This is a genomic window from Chryseobacterium shigense, assembly GCF_014207845.1.
In the GTDB taxonomy this organism is placed as follows: Bacteria; Bacteroidota; Bacteroidia; order Flavobacteriales; family Weeksellaceae; genus Chryseobacterium; species Chryseobacterium shigense_A.
Genome location: NZ_JACHLC010000001.1, coordinates 1,741,893 through 1,759,240, shown reverse-complemented (window position 1 = coordinate 1,759,240; position 17,348 = coordinate 1,741,893). Strand labels below are relative to the sequence as shown.

Sequence of the window (17,348 nt, the reverse complement as noted above, 5' to 3'; positions counted from 1 at the left end):
CAGCATGAGAACTACTTTATGGAAACTGCTTAGTAATGATGTAGAAAATCATTCATTAAAGTATGGGATTACAATTCCAATGATCCAGAGGGATTATGCGCAGGGCCGTCTTAATCCGAAATCTGTTGAGATTCGTAACCAATTTGTATCAGATATAAAAGATTCAATTATTAAAGTTAAAAATGGCGGTGCCGAACCCCTGGAATTAGACTTTGTGTATGGATATATTCAAAATGATATTTTCTATCCGCTGGACGGGCAGCAACGTTTAACTACTTTATATCTTCTTCATTGGTACCTTGCTTTTAAAGATGGAATTTTACCCAATTACAGTAAAAAACTTTCAAGATTTACGTATCAAATCCGACAGACTTCCAATGATTTTTTCAGAAAGATCCTGGATTTAAATATTTCTGATATAAGTATCTTTGATTCTGAAAATACCATATCTGAGTATATTAAAGATCAAAGTTGGTTTCTTACAAGATGGTCTGCAGACAATACCATCTTTTCCTGTTTGAACGTTATTGATCTGCTGCATTCAAAATTTTATAATTCAGGAATTACCCTAAAAGAATTAATAGATGAAGATGAACCTCCTATTGTATTCAATTTTTTAGATATAGAAGAATTAGGAATTTCAGACGATTTATACATAAAAATGAATGCGCGGGGTGTTTCCCTCACAGGATTCGAAAATCTGAAAGCAGAATTGAGTAAGCTGATAAAGGATAGCAATTTTAATACTACGTATTTATATGAATATCAGCATACAGAAGGCATTTCAAATTTTGATATGTACACCTACTTTATTACTAAAGTAGACACTGTTTGGTCTGATTTCTTTTGGAACCTAAGAAATAAAGAAACCAATATATATGATGATAAATTACTGAATTTATTATCTTTTGTGGCATTGACAAATCAGGCGTTGTCCTTACCCGATTCCTTTGAAAACACAAGAAATAAATTTATATCCGGGGAATATTTACCTTCGTTTTATCAATTTATAGAATCAGGTTTGCTTACAGAAGAAACAATCGTAAATTATATTGACATCTTGGATTTTCTTGTTGAGAGGTATAAGGTATATTCCGGTTATAACTCTTTCGGAAATCATCGCTTCAGTCTCAATGATATCTTAACCGAAAAAGCATTTCAGGATAATTATAGCCTCCTTGCTACAGAAAGAATAAGGCTTTATGCTGTTATGCATTTTTTACCTTTAGTTAGAAATTTGGAAAACGGGGCAGAAGAATTATTAAGGATTGAAAGAATAATTGCCAACCTTTCAAGTGTTAATAATGTTTATAACAACTATGAGGATCTTAATAACAGTTTGAAAGGTTTAGATGGTATAATAAAGAATTATTCAGGGGATATTTATCAACAGTTTATCAGTACGGAGGTTTCTGGTTTTTATAAAGAACAGATTACTGAAGAGGAAATCAAAATTATTCTAATTAATAAATCTGAAAAATGGAGCGCTCTTATCAATGAAATTGAATTAGATCCATATCTTCAGGGGCATATATTATTGCTGCTTAAATATTCAGGCATTTGGGATAATTATAAATCAGATCCCTCATTAGATTGGAATGAAGAAGATTCCTTGCTGTTGTATACCGCATTGAAAAATTATTTCTCAATTTATAAAATGTATTTTACAAATGATGGTGTTAAGGATTATGATAAACAGCTGTTTAGATCGGCTATGCTTTCTATTGGAGATTATTTGATTTATTCTAAAAATTTCCACTTTGTTGACAATAAAACGAATAGGGATATCAGTTGGAAAAGATTTTTCAGAGAAAGTGATAATTCAAAATATGCCAAATCTTTAGATGTACTTAAGCAATTGTTTGATGAAACAGATTTAAATCTTTCAGATAAAGAAAATCTTAAAAACATTATAAATAAGTATAAGCCGGCAGTAAATGATTGGAGGTTATATTTCTTAAATAATCCTGAATTTATATTTCGTTTATCAGGCTATGTATATTTTGAAAAAGATAATAATTTAGTCTACCTTCTTAATGCATCAAAATACAGTGTAAAAGCTCTTGAAATGAGAACGTTGTTGCTTCAGAAAAAATTATCTAAATTAGGAATAACAACAGAGATTTCTTACAGTCAGGAGCATTCTAAATCCATTATTTCACAAATTGGAAAAAGGAAATCCAAAGTAATTTATGATTATAACAGTGCTGATGAATTTACCATAATTGAAAGAGGAAAAGGAGCATCATCCTATAATTCAGATAAGCAGATTATTGAATATATTGTAAACAATTACAACTAGTTCCCTCTGAATGAAATTTAAACAGCCGAAGGTCCTTCCTTCGGCTGTTTTTTTAGTATCCCTATAATTATCTGGAATATAAGAGCAAAATTTTCCAAAATAATTCTGTTAATGAACTTCCTTTACGGTTTCCCACAATTTTCCTCCCGCAGTTGTTCGTAGTTTCGGCCTATAAAACGAAAACAACAACTCAAACATTATGAATAAAAAAACTACTCCCGCGGACCTCTTTTTAGGAGTTCTTGCATTGCTGCTCATTAGCGTAAGCTTTTATCAGACATGGCTTGGCCTGCAGCAGATCTTTGGCCCTGCATCATTCGTTATCGCTTTGGTTTTATCCCTTTTACTGCTGTTTCTGTGCTGGATGCTCCGGAGCGCCAAGCTGGAAGGAAAGCCAACCGGAAGCCTTGTGGGAATCTATATGTTTATTGCCTCTTTTTGCTTCATCGCGAATTTCAATGCACTGTATACAAGATTCATGAAAACGGATATTTATACCGATGAGCTCAGGGAAATCAATAAAAGTTTTACAGCTCTCGAAAATGATGTGGAATCCAAGTTGAGTTATAAATACAACAAAATAACCACCCAAAACATCGAAATCAAGAAAAAACAGCTGATGGAGCAGATCAAAGATCCAGGGAATAAAGGAATCGGAACCAGAGCACAGTCGCTCATCAGGGATATTGAGAAACTTACAGGCCAGAAAGTGGATCTGCTTACACCGGTAGGAAATGATTACGAAGATCTTTCCGAAAGAATGGGGCATCAGATTGATAATATGATCTCCGACCTTTCACCTGAAGAAAGAGCACTGAAAACAGATCTTAATAATGCTTCTTTAAAATGGAATAAAAATATTCAGGATCTTCTCTTATTGTCCAAAAAAGAAAAAGATGACCTCTCACAAGGTGTTATAGATGAATCACTTGCAGAATATAACAAATTGGGAAGCCGTGCTCAGACCGTTCTGGGAAATGAAAAGATCCATTTTGAACCTATCGTTTCACAGACACAGGAAGTGGGAAAGATCGGATTTGCCTTTGAACATGCCATCAAACACTTTGGAATGTACCAGTTTGTAGTATTGGCAGGGTGTATTCTACTGGATTTTGTGATCGTTATTATTATTTTACTGGTTACCAATCCGGATAACAACAGAAACAACAGAGGCAGTGTTTTCAATAACAAAAGAAGCGGAAATACTTTAATTCCTAATAACTAAACCATGGAAAACAGCAGCGAAAAATTCAAACCCCTTTCCTTTGAAACTGAGGGAGGAGAAGCCTTCAAACCTTTGTCATTCGACAATAATCATGAAGTTCAGGAAGACTTTGTTCCCATTGCCAGAACCATTTCGAATGATATCAAAAATAAAGAAAGCAACTTCGTATTTTTCTTTGGAACAGCAGATTCAGGGAAGTCCGTCATACTTTCCTCTATGCTTTATTACCTTAAATCCCATGCCGGCGTACTCAGGCCCAAGCTGGGAACACCAAATTCCAAAGAAGCCAATGTTCTGTTATCAGATTTTTTTGAAAACATCAGGCAGGGAATTTTACCCAGCAGGACTACGAAAGATCAGGTAACCCGTATGGACCTTGTTTTTGAACCTAACAACAGATCCAAAAAAGTAGTTCCGATAGATCTCACTTTTCTTGAAACTTCGGGAGAAAACCACAACGAAATCAGAAGAGGAGGAAGCTATCACAGCAGCATCGAATCATTTCTGAATGCCAAAGTGCCAATTACCTTTATCATTGTAACAAGCTACGAATCTGCCCATAAAGAAGACAGCGTAATCAACGAATTCCTTGATGAGCTTGAAAGAAAAGGCAAAAACCTGAAATCAGTCAATGCAGTGCTCGTCATTTCCAAATGGGACAAATCCGGAAGAATGGACGTAGAAAGTGCCGAAGAACTTGAAGGCTTTATTTCCGACCGCCTGCCAATGACAGCACAGAGAATCAATACCTACGGATTAAGTAAATCCTATTACACCATCGGAAGCGTACAAAATTCTGTAGGGCAGGAAAGAGTGAACCTGCTCAACCTGTCCACAGCCGAAGTTTTGTCGAAATGGCTCTACAGAAGCATTACGGGTTACGATCTGGATTATGAAGGAACATTCTGGGAACGTTTAAAATTTAGTTTTACCAGCTGATGAATATCACTTACTTTTTTTCTGCATTCGGGACCTTTGGCAATCCGAACGGTTTCCGCCAGTCCTATTTTCTGGGAGGCCATGCAGATATCGTTAAAAACATCAGGACCTTTGATCTGAAAACAGATGCTGTCAAACTGTTTCCGGGTAGCAGGCTTTATGGAATCCGCAAAGAAGCGGCAGGATCGTCCTCCCTTATTTCCTATTCCGTATATACTTTTGCCAAAGAGCAGAATTCCCAGCGTGGCGGAACATTTATAGGCTCAAGTCTTATCTTTGTTGATAAAATAACGTCTGAAAGCATTACCATAGCTGTACTGGATGAATTTCATCAATACCTTGAACAGCATAACGTAGCAGATGGAACCATTACCATTAATCATTCCGATAAATTTTCCATTGATAAGCCAAAAGATTATGATAAGATCAGTCTGAATATCCGTGAGCCTGAAGATGGGGGAGCAGCCCAGCAAGGTAATAATTATCTTGTGGTATACAGTGAAATTAATCCGGGTGCTTTGCAGCAGCTTTTTAGTAAAGCAACCGCTTTGTTGAACTCTTATGACATGATTTACTTCACCGGGAACCATGAAGTTGCAGAATTTGTACAGCAGAAAGGAATTTTTAAAATTGTAGATCTGAATGGTTTTGAACGTGAAATCCAGAAATCAGATGAAGAAAAATCGCGTCTGCTTAATACATATATCAGTGATCTGGAATTGGAAAAAAATAACCTGAATGATGACAAAAAACACCTTCTGGATCAACTTAACCAGCAAATTTCACAGAATGAAAAAAGACATAAGGAAAATGCAGCGAAGATCAGTGAATCCAAAGACGGAATACTTGCAATCAATCAGGAATTTGAACAGTATGCCGGAAAAATAAATACACTGATCAGCAGTTTAAAATCAGAGGGAAAGGTTGAAGCAGTTAAAAAACAGCATCTGGAAATCAGAAAAGTATTTGCAGACAAGATCAGGCAGAGAAGAGATATCGGAACCATCAGCTCGATAGCTTCCCAGGCCCCGGTGAATCAGCCTTATGTGAAACCTGCTTTAGGGAATAGTCTCGAAGATTTCAGCAGAGGAAACAGTCAGGGCAGGGAACGTAAATTTAACGGTTATAAGATAGCCTTTTGGAGTCTTCTTCTGCTGCTGACGGGTGCGGCAGCATGTTACCTCATCTTCATAGATGGCGGAAAAATGATAGGATTACCTACAGAAGAAGCCGTTGCGGTTGAAAACAACAGCAATGATACAGTCAGGATAGAAAATACCGTTTCAGAAACTCCTGCAGTACAGACTTTTAATCTGAATCCTTTTCCAAATAATGAATTAAATGAAAACGACTGGAGGCTTGTTTCAAAAAAAGCACCACCGGGAATGAAAATAGACAGCCTGATTAATGTAATTTATAAAGAGAATCCTTCAACGATCAACGATTATTATAAACATCAGAAAAAAGAGTACAAAGCCCGTCTTTATGCTTTGAATGAGAAAAACTTTGAAATAAGAGGTAATGATACGGTTCTTGCTGATACGGTAAGGAAAATTCCTAATTTCAAATTACCAGGCTCAAATAATGAGCCGATCAGGTAATAGGCACTGAAAATCCCTGTTTATTTGTAAAACAGGGATTTTTTTATTTTTTCCTTCCATACATAAGAATTCTTTTAAAAGCATAGATCGCAGGAAGTTTTGGGAAACCGGCAGCAATACGTTGCCTGAATTCTGTTGTAAAGATTTTCTGCTGTTCCTCATCAAGCCTTTCCAGATAAGGAATCAAAGCCGATCCGGAAATGAAGTTGAATAAAGTTTCATGATCTTCTGCAATAATAGGATATACCTTTTGTGATAAATTCAGATCTTCAATACCGTTATCGAACAGAATCTGGGCATATTCATCAATAGTAAGCACAGCAGAAGGACGATTCCAGCCATTAAGCTGTGTCCGGAAAGGTTCTTCGTCTGCAAGCTCAAAAAGAATGTTGTTCAAAGTATTCCCGGGCTGGTAAGGCATCTGCACTGCAAGCTGGCCGCCGGAATTAAGCCTTGAGATCAGTTTTGGAAAAAGTTTCTGATGATTGTCAGACCACTGTAAAGCAGCATTACTGAAAATAAGATCCCAGCGTTCATCAGCTTTTAATAGGTCTTCCGTTGTAGCAAGTCTGAAATGAAGGCGTTCATTTTCCAGCATCTTAGACTTTTCCAGCATTTCAGGGGATGAGTCAATTCCTGTAAATGTTGCATGAGTCAGCTTTTCGGTAAGTATGGCTGTCTGTTCACCCGTTCCGCAGCCAAGATCAACTGCTTTCATGTTTTTTTCATCAGCGATCAGTTCAGCAAGATCGTAAAAGGGTTTGAAACGGATATTTTTAAATTGATTGTAAACTTCAGGATTCCAGGGCATATTTTGTGAATTTTTAGATGAATTAAATGTACTCAATCCTGAATAGAATGAGGAATTTAAAATATTAAAAGATTCTTAAAAGAAAGGAAGCCAGAAGTTCTTGAAAACAATCGTATAAATTTAATCCTGCATGATTTAAATTTGACATTTTCCTCCGAATTGAATATTGGTATAGAAAATCTATCAGCAATTTAAAGTCTTACAGTAACTTCCAGCTTCCCTCTTCCAACTTCTATCTTCTCGCTTCCATCCTCTATAATATCTGCGGACTTTCCTTAATACTGTTCATCACAAAAATACTTTTTGTCTGCCCGATTCCTTCAATTTCAGAAAGTTTGTTGACAAAAAACTCATGAAATTCATCCATATTAGGGGCGAGAATCTTGAGCATAAAATCAAAATCCCCGCTGATGTTGTAAAATTCAACAACCTCTTTCAGTTTTCCCACTTCCTCAATGAATTTTCCTGCCATTTTTTTATTGTGGGCATTCAGGGCGATCATGCAGATCACCATCATACCTTTGTTCACCTTTTTACGGTCTACTACAGCTGTGTATTCTTTGATGATTCCAAGCTTTTCCATCCGTTTGATGCGTTCATGGGTAGGCGTTGGACTTAGATTGATTCTGGCGGAAATATCACGCACGCTCATTTTGGCATCTTTCTGTAGCAAACGCAGGATAGAGAGGTCTTTTTCGTCCGGGGTATATTGTTCTGCAGCCATTTGTTCTGTTTTTAAACTTGATATTGATTGATTTAGTGTTATTGTTCTTTTTATATTGTTTAAATTGAATATTTGTTCCAAATTTATGATATAATTTTCACATATGTTCTTTTAAAATTAATTTTGCAGGAAATTTGAATTTATGAGTACAAGGAAAAACTTAATATTAATATTAGCATCGGTAGGAACTTTTGTGGAAGCTTTGGATATTGCCATTATTAATTTAACGATTCCTTCTATTCAGGAACAATTTCATATCGGGGCAGAGACTGTGCAGTGGCTTCAAACACTGTATGTATTATTTTTTGGAGGTTTTCTGATAATTGGCGGGAAACTTTCAGATCAGATCGGGCGGAAAAAAATATTTCTTCTCGGGGCTCTTATTTTTATGCTGACATCATTAGGGGCAGGACTTTCGCAGAGCTTTGAAGCTTTAGCCATATTCCGTGCGCTGCAGGGATTGGGGGCTGCATTTATCATGCCTTCTGCATTATCCATTGTAACCAATACGTTCAGAGGAGAACAGGAACGTAACCGTGCTATCGGTGTTTTCAGTTCATTTGCTGCAATCGGTTCAGGGAGCGGGCTTTCAGTAGGAGGGATTATCAGTACTTATCTCAGCTGGCACTGGGTTTTTCTGATCAACGTACCCATTCTTCTGCTTACCCTGATTTTTGCGTACCAGTATCTTCCTGCAGATGAAAAAAGTGAATCAGGCCGGAAAACGGATCTTGTATCAGGTATACTGCTTGTATCAGGTTTGCTAAGCCTTACCTACGGAACACATGAATTAATTCATATAAAAGAAAATCCCCTGCTGATTATTGGTTCCCTGGCAGTTTCCATCCTGCTTTTGGGTGCTGTATTCATCAGACTGAAATCCGTAGCCCAGCCATTGATTGATGTACAATTGTTTAAGCACAGGTCATTAGTGATCTCTAATGCTGTTTTCCTTACATTGGGAGCATTTTTTATAGGATTTTTATTCCTTATTTCATTGATGCTTCAAAAAGATATGGGACACAGTGCGGCTTCGGCGGGACTTATGCTGGTGCCGTTCAGCATTATGTCTGCGCTGGCTGCAAAATTTGTTCTTCCTCATATTTCCAAAAGATTAAGTTCTTCCCAGATGGGTGTTTTTGGCTGGAGTTTTATGTTAGCCGGGGCTTTTTCTCTACTGATTGCGGTCTACACCGGTCATCCGCTTGCGGTAGTACTGCTTGGAGCCGCCTGTATTTCGGGAATAGGAATGACGTTCTGCTTTACGGCACTTTCGGTGATGGCTATTCAGGATGTGGAACCTTCGCATTACGGGGTGGCATCCAGCCTTACTTCTACCAGCTATTTTCTGGGAGCGGGAATAGGGCTTTCATTAATGACATTGATGAGCCAGATTTTTCCTTCAAAATATGCTGTTGGAGATCTGAGTTTAATAATCCTGACCGGATATGCTTTGCTGGCTCTTGGAATGCTCCTGTATTTCATTGTTAAAAGCTTAAAGGTCAGACAGGCAAAAATAGCCGTTTCGTAAACGATTAAAAATATACAGACTATATGAGAAAAGGATCGGCATTATTAGGTCGGTTCTTTTTATTTTAGCAGCATGAAAATACAGATCATCAGCGACCTTCATCAGGAATTCGGATCAACTGATTTATTTTTTGATCATGCGGATATGGTAGTATTGGCGGGAGATATCAATCTGGGTACGAAAGGAATTGAATGGATTAAATCAAAGATTGTGAATAAACCTGTAATTTATGTTCTGGGAAATCATGAATATTATAAAGGTTCCTATCCGAAAACTTTAAATAAAATTAAGCAGTCAGCTGAAGGCTCAAATGTTTTTGTACTAGAAAACGAAGCTGTAGATATTGAAGGTATCCGTTTCCATGGAGCGACACTTTGGACGGATTTTTCTATTTTCGGAGATCCGATGTATTATGGAATGATCTGTCAGCCTAGAATGAACGATTATAAAAAAATCAAAAGGGATCCCTCCTATTCAAAAATGAGGACTATTGATACTTTTAAAATTCATCAGTTTTCAAAACTTTGGTTAAAAGAAAGCCTTGAAAATTCTCCGGGTTTAAAGAATATTGTAGTAACCCATCATGCGCCAAGCATTCAATCTGTTCCGGAACATTATAAAAAAGATCCCTTAACTGCCGCTTATGCATCTGATCTGGAAAGTTTTATTACAGAATATCAGCCTGCATATTGGATTCATGGGCATATCCATACACCATGCAGATACACTATCGGGAATACTGAAGTTATTTGTAATCCTCACGGCTATATTGATGAAAAGTATAATGGTTACGAGAAGGAATTGATTGTTGAGGTATAGTAGATAAGGCAAAGAAAGATGATTTACAGGTCTGTTTCTTCACTTTTTCACCATTAAAGTAAAACTGATACTCTTTCGTCTATAATGAAGAAGCAGGTTTTAAACTATCTCATTATGAAGAATACAAATATACATGAGGGTATCATTCTTATTCCCGATTTCAGTGGGTTTACAGAATTTGTGTTCAATACAAAACTTTATACAGGAGAATATATTGTAAGACAACTATTATCTACACTGATCGATATGAATGATCAGTATTTTGAAATTTCAGAAATAGAAGGGGATGCTATTTTATTTTACAGATATGATGACCAACCGTCTTATCCGAATATTTCAACAATGCTCTGCAAGATGCGGAATGCATTTAACCAAAAGATTAAAGAATTAAATAAAGAGTTAAGTATGTCCATAGACATGTCTCTTAAATTCATCATACATTACGGGAAGTTTTCCCAATATACAATCGGAAGTTTTAAAAAGCTTTATGGAAAAACTATTGTGGAGGTCCATCAGATGTTGAAAAATCAATTTGCACAGCAACCGTCTTATGCTCTTTTCAGCAATTCTTTTCTGGAAAACAGCAGAAACAGGGAATCAGAAATGAATGCACACAAATATCAGCTTCCTGAAGGAGGAATGATTCATTACTTTGAGAGCGTTAATTAATCAAGTATCTCTCTTAAAAAAGCAGATCCTGTAGAACCTGCTTTTCAATTTATTACTAATATTAACCTGAGTTCGGGATAAGAGAAGTTCTGTAACATAAATAGGAATGGGCTTTAGCCCATTTATGTATCGAATAACAAACACGGCTTTAGCCAAAACTTAATTTAAGTTTTGGCTAAAGACCTTATGTATTTCCCTCATTTGAAACATCGGGCTGAAGCCCGACGCTATTGATATTGAAATTCAATAATTTAAACTGAATGTTTATCCCGAACTGAGGTAATCTTAATAATTATTTCAACGTAAACTTTACTTTTGTTTTGATTGCATCCGAAGAATTTCCAATCTGCGCTTCAAAATCCCCGGGTTCAGCTACCCATTCATGTTTATCGGCATCAAAATAGCTTAATGCTGCTTTATCAATGGTAAAGGTTACTTCTTTCTGTTCACCGGGATTCAAATAAACCTTTTCAAAACCTTTAAGCTCTTTTGCAGGGCGTGGTACGGAAGATTTCATATCGCTGATGTACAATTGTGCCACTTCAGCACCTGCTCTTTTTCCTATATTTTTCACAGTTACCGTGAAGGAGATTTTATCATTCTGGGACATCGTAGTTTTATCCGCGGAAGCTTTTCCAAATTCAAATGTTGTATAACTCAATCCGTGTCCGAAACTGAATAAAGGTTTGATTTTTTTGGTATCATGCCAGCGGTAACCTACAAAAATACTTTCGTTATAAGTAATGTTGATCGGGTTTTTCTGGTCTTTTCCCTTTCCGGCAGCCAATTCACCTTTTTGTCCGGGATATTCTCCCAACTGATGAGCTGAATTGTCTTCAAGTTTCACAGGGAAAGTAAACGGAAGCTTACCGGAAGGATTTGCATCACCGGCCAATACGGAAGCAATAGAATTTCCGGTTTCAGAACCAAGATACCACGACTGAAGTACGGAAGGAACCTCTTTGATCCACGGCATAGCCACCGCATTTCCGGAAACCAGAACTACAGCAAGGTTTTTATTTACCTTTGCCAGCGCTGAAATGACGTTGTCCTGATTGTAAGGCAGCCCATAACTTTTTCTGTCGTTACCTTCACTGTCCTGGAAGTCCGATTTATTCAGGCCTCCAACGAAAATAACGTAATCAGAATTTTTGGCTAATTCTACGGCTTCGTTGAGTAATTCAGCTGCGGATCGGTCATCTTTCAGGTTCTGTCCGGATTTTACTCCGTTATATTCACCACCGATATCGCCTACATATCCCCGTGCATATTGAACATCTGCCTGTTTCCCGAATCTGGTTTTAATACCGTCCAAAGGAAGTGTTTCATATTTTACTTTTAAAGAGGAAGAACCGCCACCGACTGTCATGATCTTAATGGCATTTTCACCGATAACCGCAATTTTTTTGGCTTTATTAATATCAATAGGAAGTACATTTCCCTGGTTTTTCAGCAGTACAATTCCTTCTTCTCCAATTTCTTTCGCTACGGCCTTATGTTCCTCAGAAGCAATATTTCCGAAAGGCTTATTCCTGTTCATCGTGGTTTTGTAGGCCAGGCGAAGAAGTCTTGTTACCTTATCGTCCAGCTCCTGTGTTCCTACTTTTCCGGCTTTAATAAGGTCTAAATACGGTTTAGCCAGATAATAATTATCATAGGCATTTTTAGTTCCTGCGGAAAGCCCGTTCGTCCAGCTCCCGAATTCAAGATCTAAACCATTATGGATAGCCTGTTCCGTATTGTTTACCGCACCCCAGTCGGATACTACAACGCCTTTGTAGCCCCATTCCTTTTTCAGGATATCGTTTAAAAGATATTGGTTTTGGCTGGCATACTGGTTTTTGTACATATCATAAGCTCCCATGATCGTCCAGGAATCCCCTTCGGTCACAGCTGCTTTGAAGGGAGGTAAATATATTTCATAAAGTGCCCTGTCGTCTACATTTACATTGCTTGTATGACGGAACATTTCCTGGTTGTTTAAAGCAAAATGCTTCACAGAAGTAGCAACACCGTTGGATTGTACGCCTTTGATGTAAGGAACTACCATTTTTGAGGTTAAATAAGGGTCTTCACCCATATATTCGAAATTTCTTCCGTTCAGTGGAGTTCTGTAGATATTGACACCGGGTCCCAGAAGGATATCTTTTTTCCTGTAACGGGCTTCTTCACCGAGAACTTTTCCGTAATTCCAGGACATTTTTTTGTTCCATGTTGCAGAAAGTGCCGTAAGGGCAGGGTAGGCTATGATTGAGTCATTCGTCCATCCAGCCTGGTCCCATTCGTCCCACATTACTTCCGGGCGTACCCCGTGAGGACCGTCTGTTGTCCAGAATTCAGGGATTCCCAGTCTTGGAACGCCTGGAGAACTGAATTTGGACTGTGCATGCAGCATAGCCACTTTTTCTTCCAGGGTCATTCTTGAAAGAACATCCTGGATACGTTGTTCTACAGGTTTTGATTCATCTAAATAAACAGGTTGAGTATGAGTCTGGGCCATATATGAAGCGGCAATAAAAGTGAATAAACTTACAATGGCGGTTTTCTTGAACATAAAATGCCTTTTTATTGATTAACAACAAAAGTAAGTAAAATTTTTATTATCTCAAATTGAGAAAATAAATTAATCCATAAAAAATGATTAACCGTTTATATTGTATGGTTCTGGTTTCAGTATAAGTTTGAAGATTATTGTTAAGTGTTTATAGAATAATCAATATCTGAAATTATCGGTCTAGCTCTTCATTTTTAACTCATCATTTATTACTTACTGGTGATTTTCCCATCCCTTCACGGCGCCACCTTTGAAAATCTCTTCAGCTTTCTTCACCACTTCCTCAGATTGATAAGCTTTTACGAAATTCTTAACTTTAGCGGAATTTTTATTGTCATGGGTCGCAACAATGACATTGACATATGGTGAATCTTTATCTTCTTTAAAAACTCCCTGCTTATCCGCATCCAATCCGGCCTGTGATGCAAAATTATTATTGATTACTGCAATAGTTACTTCCTTATCATCAAGTACTCTCGGAAGCTGCGGTGCTTCAATTTCAAGGATTTTCAGCTGTTTCGGATTTTCGGTAATATCTGTGACCTTCGGTAATAAGCCGGTTCCTTCTCTTAATTTTAAAAGTCCGTTTTTCTGAAGCAGAAGCAATGACCGTCCTTCGTTGGTGGGATCATTCGGAATAACAACCGTGCTTCCATTCTGGAGCTGGCTGATATTTCTTATTTTTTTTGAATAGGCAACAATAGGGTAGACAAACGTATTTCCCACTACAGCCAGTTTGTATCCTCTCTGCTTCGACTGTTCGTTCAGATAAGGAACGTGCTGGAATGCATTGGCTTCAATATCTCCGTTGTTTAAAGCCTCATTCGGAACTACATAATCATTGAAGGGAATAAGTTCTACATCAAGATTGTATTTTTCTTTGGCCACTTTCCTGGCGGCTTCGGCAATTTCCATTTCCGGACCGTAGGTAATGCCTACCACAATATGATTCGGGTCATTTTTCTTCCCGGAACAAGCATTGAATACCAGGAATCCTGCTGTTAAAAAGCTTAGAATTTTTATTTTTTTCATTAGATTATTTATTGTTAAAAAGGTGGCTGATGCACTCTTTGTTGTTAAAAGGTGGCTGAGGCACTCGAAGCCACCGGCCTATTGTATTTACCTATGATCAAATTTTTTTGCCAATCTGTCTCCTGCAAACTGTATAATAAACACCAAAGCAACCAGCAGTACCAATACTACATTCATAATTACAGCATCATACCCAATGTATCCGTATTGATAGCCGATCTGTCCGAGCCCGCCGGCTCCCAGTGCTCCGCCCATTGCAGAATAGCCTACCAGTGTGATTAGCGTAATTGCTGCATTATTAATCAGGGAAGGAAGCGCTTCCGGAAGCAATACTTTTTGGATGATCTGTAATGGTGATGCTCCTAAAGCTCTTGCTGTTTCTATTAAACCATGAGGAACTTCGAGAAGGCTGTTTTCTACCAGTCTGGCAATAAACGGAGCCGCTCCGACACTTAATGGAACCAATGCAGCGTTCATACCAATTGAAGTCCCTACAATTACTCTCGTGAAAGGAATCATCCAGACAATCAGAATAATAAAAGGAATGGAGCGGAAAATATTAACCAAAATAGAGATCAACCTATAATAAACTGCATTTTCCAGTAACTGACCTTTTCTTGTTAAAAATAACAGGATCCCAACCGGAAGGCCTAAAACAAATCCAAAAAATCCTGAAACAAACGTCATATAAACTGTTTCCCAAAGCCCCTTTCCCAAAAGAGAAATTACCGAATCACTAAGCATATCCTTTTACTGTATTTTGAATTTTATTCTGGTTGAAATAATAGATAGCTTTCTGGTTTTCCTCAGTTTCTCCCTGAAGCTGAAGCAGAAGTTTCCCGAAATTGGAATTACCAAGATATTCCACATCAGCTTTCAGAAGTCTGTAAGGTATTTTATATTGGTCATAAAGTGTTGATAAAAGTTCTTCAACACTGATGTTTTCATTGAGCTCTATTTCAACCAGCGGAAATAAGCCGTCCTGCGGTTCTTTCTGTAGTTTTTTATTAAGTTCCTGAGGTATAGTCATGATATCTGAATTTATAAATTGACGGATCACCGGGTTTTCTTTATCCGAAATGATCTCGCTTAATGTTCCTTTTGCTAATAATTTTCCTTTGTCTATGACAGCCACATGATTGCAGACAGCTTTGATAACTTCCATTTCGTGGGTAATCAGAAGAATGGTAATACCCAGTCTCTGGTTAATATCCCGTAAAAGCTGCAGGATCGATTGTGTGGTTGCCGGATCCAGTGCGCTTGTAGCTTCATCACAGAGAAGGAGGTACGGATCATTGGCCAGAGCCCTTGCAATGGCTACTCTCTGTTTTTGTCCGCCCGAAAGGCTTCTGGGATAATCTGTGGCTTTATCTTCCAGTCCTACAATCTTCAGCAGTTCATTTACTTTTCTGCTGATCTCATCTTTACTGACGTGATCCAGTTCTAATGAAAGCGCTACATTCTCAAAAACAGTTCTCGATGAAAGCAGGTTAAAATGCTGGAAGATCATCCCGATTTTCTTACGCTCGCCCGCAAGCTGTTTTGAGCTTAATTGAGTAAAATCCTTTCCGTTGATGATGATCTGGCCCTCGTCAGGTCTTTCCAGAAGATTTACGGTACGGATCAGTGTACTTTTTCCGGCTCCGGAAAATCCTATGATTCCGACAATATCTCCTTTTTCTATGCTCAGGCTTACCTGATCCAGTGCTTTGAAAGACTGCTTTTTCTGATGAAATGTTTTTGAAATGTTCTTGATTTCTATCATTTTTAAAGTATAGTTTTAATTTTAAATGGGCTGATACGGCCTTACCGTTTTATTGAAAAACCGTTTAAGCCTTCTTATCTTAACTTTCGACCGTTTCGAAAGCCTGAAATATTTGGTTACATTGGTTAGAAGTACTCCCAATAATATGATGGACAGTCCGTACAGCTGGTTTCCGTTGATGGTTTGCCCGGCTACGATCCAGCCTGCAAATACTGTAACAATAGGATTGATATAAGTATGTGTACTTACCAAAGCAGCAGGTTTTACAGAAAGCAGCCATATATAAGACAAATAAGCGACGATCGATCCGAAGAATACCAGAAACAATACACCAGCCCAAGCTGAAGCCGGAACATTGGAAAATGAGAAACCATGCCACTCTTTTCTGAACACCGCAATAATAAACGAAGCAATACCCGCTGTGATAAGTTGTTGAGAAATATTCATGAATGTGGATTGTGAAGCCGGATTTTTCTTTGAATATAAAGACCCGAGAACCCAGGCCACTGAGCTTAATGCCAGTACCATAAATGCCGTTATGCGAAGGGTTCCGTCTGCTGTTGCATGAGCCGGACCGGAAACGCTTCCATTCAGAAATAATATCAAACCTATAAACCCGATGATCAATCCGATAGGGATAAATTTATCCGAAAAATAATACTTCCAGTTTTTCTTATCAATAGCAATGAACCAGAACGGTCCCGTTGCAATGGCAATTGCAGCCTCGGAAGCAGATACATACTGTTCACCCCAGGCTACAAGACCCGTTCCTCCGGTCAGAATAAGTATCCCTGTAATGGCATTTTTTTTCCAGTTAATTAAAGAATTTGCCTTTTCACCTTTAGCCAGCAGCCATCCTATCATCAGAAGCCCGGCTGCCAAAAAACGGAATCCGGAAAGAATAAAAGGAGGAAATCCTTTCAGCCCAAATGAAATAGCGAGAAATGTAATTCCCCAAATCACGTAAATATTGATAAATGCCACTGGTACCAGCCAGCTGTTTTTAGAAGTGCTCATTGTATGTTTTGTATGAAGTATTAAAAATAAAAAGGCCCTACAACGTGGTAAGGCCTTTAGAAATATGTGATATAAAAGTAAGGTCAGCCACGGGATTCCTGATGCATAGGCATACAGTTGCACATCATTATAGTTTTGATGGTCTGTTTCTTCATTGACTGATGTTTGAATCCTTGTTTCATTTTATTTTCATTTCATGAATACGGTTGCAAATATAGGACATATATTTTTATTAGTCCACTAAAACAATAGACTTTTTATTATTTTCTATTTTGTTTTATATTTAAGTATTTGTTTATCAGTGTTTTATTTTTGTTTGAATTTTATCAATATTTTATTCATTTAATGAAAATTCTGAA

13 protein-coding genes and 2 pseudogenes are annotated in these 17,348 nt (G+C 37.7%); 7 read left to right on the top strand and 8 right to left on the bottom strand.

The annotated features are described in order from the left end of the window. Positions 1–4: 4 nt before the first annotated feature. From HNP36_RS08105 to HNP36_RS08090, 4 genes are all read left to right on the top strand, one after another. Complete coding sequence (locus HNP36_RS08105; protein ID WP_184158629.1) at positions 5–2,302, top strand: DUF262 domain-containing protein; 2,298 nt, start codon at positions 5–7, stop codon at positions 2,300–2,302. 199 nt (positions 2,303–2,501) lie between these two features. Further along, the gene (locus HNP36_RS08100; RefSeq protein WP_184158631.1) at positions 2,502–3,527 is read left to right on the top strand and encodes a hypothetical protein; all 1,026 of its coding nucleotides are present in this window, start codon (positions 2,502–2,504) and stop codon (positions 3,525–3,527) included. 3 nt (positions 3,528–3,530) lie between these two features. After that, positions 3,531–4,466 carry a hypothetical protein gene (locus HNP36_RS08095; protein WP_184158633.1) on the top strand — a complete coding sequence of 312 codons (936 nt, stop codon included), beginning with the start codon at positions 3,531–3,533 and terminating at the stop codon, positions 4,464–4,466. Next, complete coding sequence (locus HNP36_RS08090) at positions 4,466–6,067, top strand: hypothetical protein (RefSeq protein ID WP_184158635.1); 1,602 nt, start codon at positions 4,466–4,468, stop codon at positions 6,065–6,067. The genes HNP36_RS08095 and HNP36_RS08090 overlap by 1 nt, the downstream gene beginning before the upstream one ends. Before the next feature lie 43 nt (positions 6,068–6,110). Here HNP36_RS08090 and HNP36_RS08085 read toward each other — a convergent pair whose 3' ends face one another. After that, on the bottom strand, positions 6,111–6,878 hold the full coding sequence (locus HNP36_RS08085; RefSeq protein WP_184158637.1) for a methyltransferase domain-containing protein: 768 nt from the start codon (positions 6,876–6,878) through the stop codon (positions 6,111–6,113). A 253-nt stretch (positions 6,879–7,131) separates the two neighbouring features. After that, entirely contained in the window at positions 7,132–7,602 is a 471-nt protein-coding gene (locus tag HNP36_RS08080) for an Lrp/AsnC family transcriptional regulator (RefSeq protein WP_184158639.1), read from the bottom strand. Positions 7,603–7,744: 142 nt separating this feature from the next. On the opposite strand from HNP36_RS08080, the gene HNP36_RS08075 reads away from it, so the two are divergent. From HNP36_RS08075 to HNP36_RS08065, 3 genes are all read left to right on the top strand, one after another. Then, entirely contained in the window at positions 7,745–9,133 is a 1,389-nt protein-coding gene (locus HNP36_RS08075; RefSeq protein ID WP_184158641.1) for an MFS transporter, read from the top strand. Between the two features lie 72 nt (positions 9,134–9,205). Beyond that, positions 9,206–9,952 carry a metallophosphoesterase gene (locus HNP36_RS08070; protein ID WP_184158643.1) on the top strand — a complete coding sequence of 249 codons (747 nt, stop codon included), beginning with the start codon at positions 9,206–9,208 and terminating at the stop codon, positions 9,950–9,952. 114 nt (positions 9,953–10,066) lie between these two features. Further along, positions 10,067–10,621 carry a DUF2652 domain-containing protein gene (locus HNP36_RS08065; protein ID WP_184158646.1) on the top strand — a complete coding sequence of 185 codons (555 nt, stop codon included), beginning with the start codon at positions 10,067–10,069 and terminating at the stop codon, positions 10,619–10,621. A 292-nt stretch (positions 10,622–10,913) separates the two neighbouring features. Here HNP36_RS08065 and HNP36_RS08060 read toward each other — a convergent pair whose 3' ends face one another. From HNP36_RS08060 to HNP36_RS19360, 6 genes and pseudogenes are all read right to left on the bottom strand, one after another. Beyond that, positions 10,914–13,175 carry a glycoside hydrolase family 3 C-terminal domain-containing protein gene (locus HNP36_RS08060; RefSeq protein WP_184158648.1) on the bottom strand — a complete coding sequence of 754 codons (2,262 nt, stop codon included), beginning with the start codon at positions 13,173–13,175 and terminating at the stop codon, positions 10,914–10,916. A 213-nt stretch (positions 13,176–13,388) separates the two neighbouring features. Further along, a complete protein-coding gene (gene metQ / locus HNP36_RS08055) occupies positions 13,389–14,207 on the bottom strand; it encodes a methionine ABC transporter substrate-binding lipoprotein MetQ (RefSeq protein ID WP_184158650.1) in 819 nt (272 codons plus the stop codon). Positions 14,208–14,294: 87 nt separating this feature from the next. Next, complete coding sequence (gene metI, locus HNP36_RS08050; protein WP_184158652.1) at positions 14,295–14,951, bottom strand: methionine ABC transporter permease MetI; 657 nt, start codon at positions 14,949–14,951, stop codon at positions 14,295–14,297. Further along, on the bottom strand, positions 14,944–15,972 hold the full coding sequence (locus tag HNP36_RS08045; protein WP_184158655.1) for a methionine ABC transporter ATP-binding protein: 1,029 nt from the start codon (positions 15,970–15,972) through the stop codon (positions 14,944–14,946). The genes metI and HNP36_RS08045 overlap by 8 nt, the downstream gene beginning before the upstream one ends. Positions 15,973–15,993: 21 nt before the next feature. After that, positions 15,994–16,488, bottom strand: a pseudogene (locus HNP36_RS19365) (DMT family transporter); the annotation flags it as partial. A gap of 87 nt (positions 16,489–16,575) precedes the next feature. Then, a pseudogene (locus tag HNP36_RS19360) lies at positions 16,576–16,989 on the bottom strand (EamA family transporter); the annotation flags it as partial. Between the last annotated feature and the right edge of the window lie 359 nt (positions 16,990–17,348).

Coding starts and splice junctions, on each gene's coding strand:
- HNP36_RS08095 (WP_184158633.1), top strand. CDS start 3,531: ATGGAAAACAGCAGCGAAAAATTCAAACCCCTTTCCTTTGAAACTGAG.
- metQ (WP_184158650.1), bottom strand. CDS start 14,207: ATGAAAAAAATAAAAATTCTAAGCTTTTTAACAGCAGGATTCCTGGTA.
- HNP36_RS08060 (WP_184158648.1), bottom strand. CDS start 13,175: ATGTTCAAGAAAACCGCCATTGTAAGTTTATTCACTTTTATTGCCGCT.
- HNP36_RS08090 (WP_184158635.1), top strand. CDS start 4,466: ATGAATATCACTTACTTTTTTTCTGCATTCGGGACCTTTGGCAATCCG.
- HNP36_RS08075 (WP_184158641.1), top strand. CDS start 7,745: ATGAGTACAAGGAAAAACTTAATATTAATATTAGCATCGGTAGGAACT.
- HNP36_RS08105 (WP_184158629.1), top strand. CDS start 5: ATGAGAACTACTTTATGGAAACTGCTTAGTAATGATGTAGAAAATCAT.
- HNP36_RS08100 (WP_184158631.1), top strand. CDS start 2,502: ATGAATAAAAAAACTACTCCCGCGGACCTCTTTTTAGGAGTTCTTGCA.
- HNP36_RS08045 (WP_184158655.1), bottom strand. CDS start 15,972: ATGATAGAAATCAAGAACATTTCAAAAACATTTCATCAGAAAAAGCAG.
- metI (WP_184158652.1), bottom strand. CDS start 14,951: ATGCTTAGTGATTCGGTAATTTCTCTTTTGGGAAAGGGGCTTTGGGAA.
- HNP36_RS08065 (WP_184158646.1), top strand. CDS start 10,067: ATGAAGAATACAAATATACATGAGGGTATCATTCTTATTCCCGATTTC.
- HNP36_RS08085 (WP_184158637.1), bottom strand. CDS start 6,878: ATGCCCTGGAATCCTGAAGTTTACAATCAATTTAAAAATATCCGTTTC.
- HNP36_RS08070 (WP_184158643.1), top strand. CDS start 9,206: ATGAAAATACAGATCATCAGCGACCTTCATCAGGAATTCGGATCAACT.
- HNP36_RS08080 (WP_184158639.1), bottom strand. CDS start 7,602: ATGGCTGCAGAACAATATACCCCGGACGAAAAAGACCTCTCTATCCTG.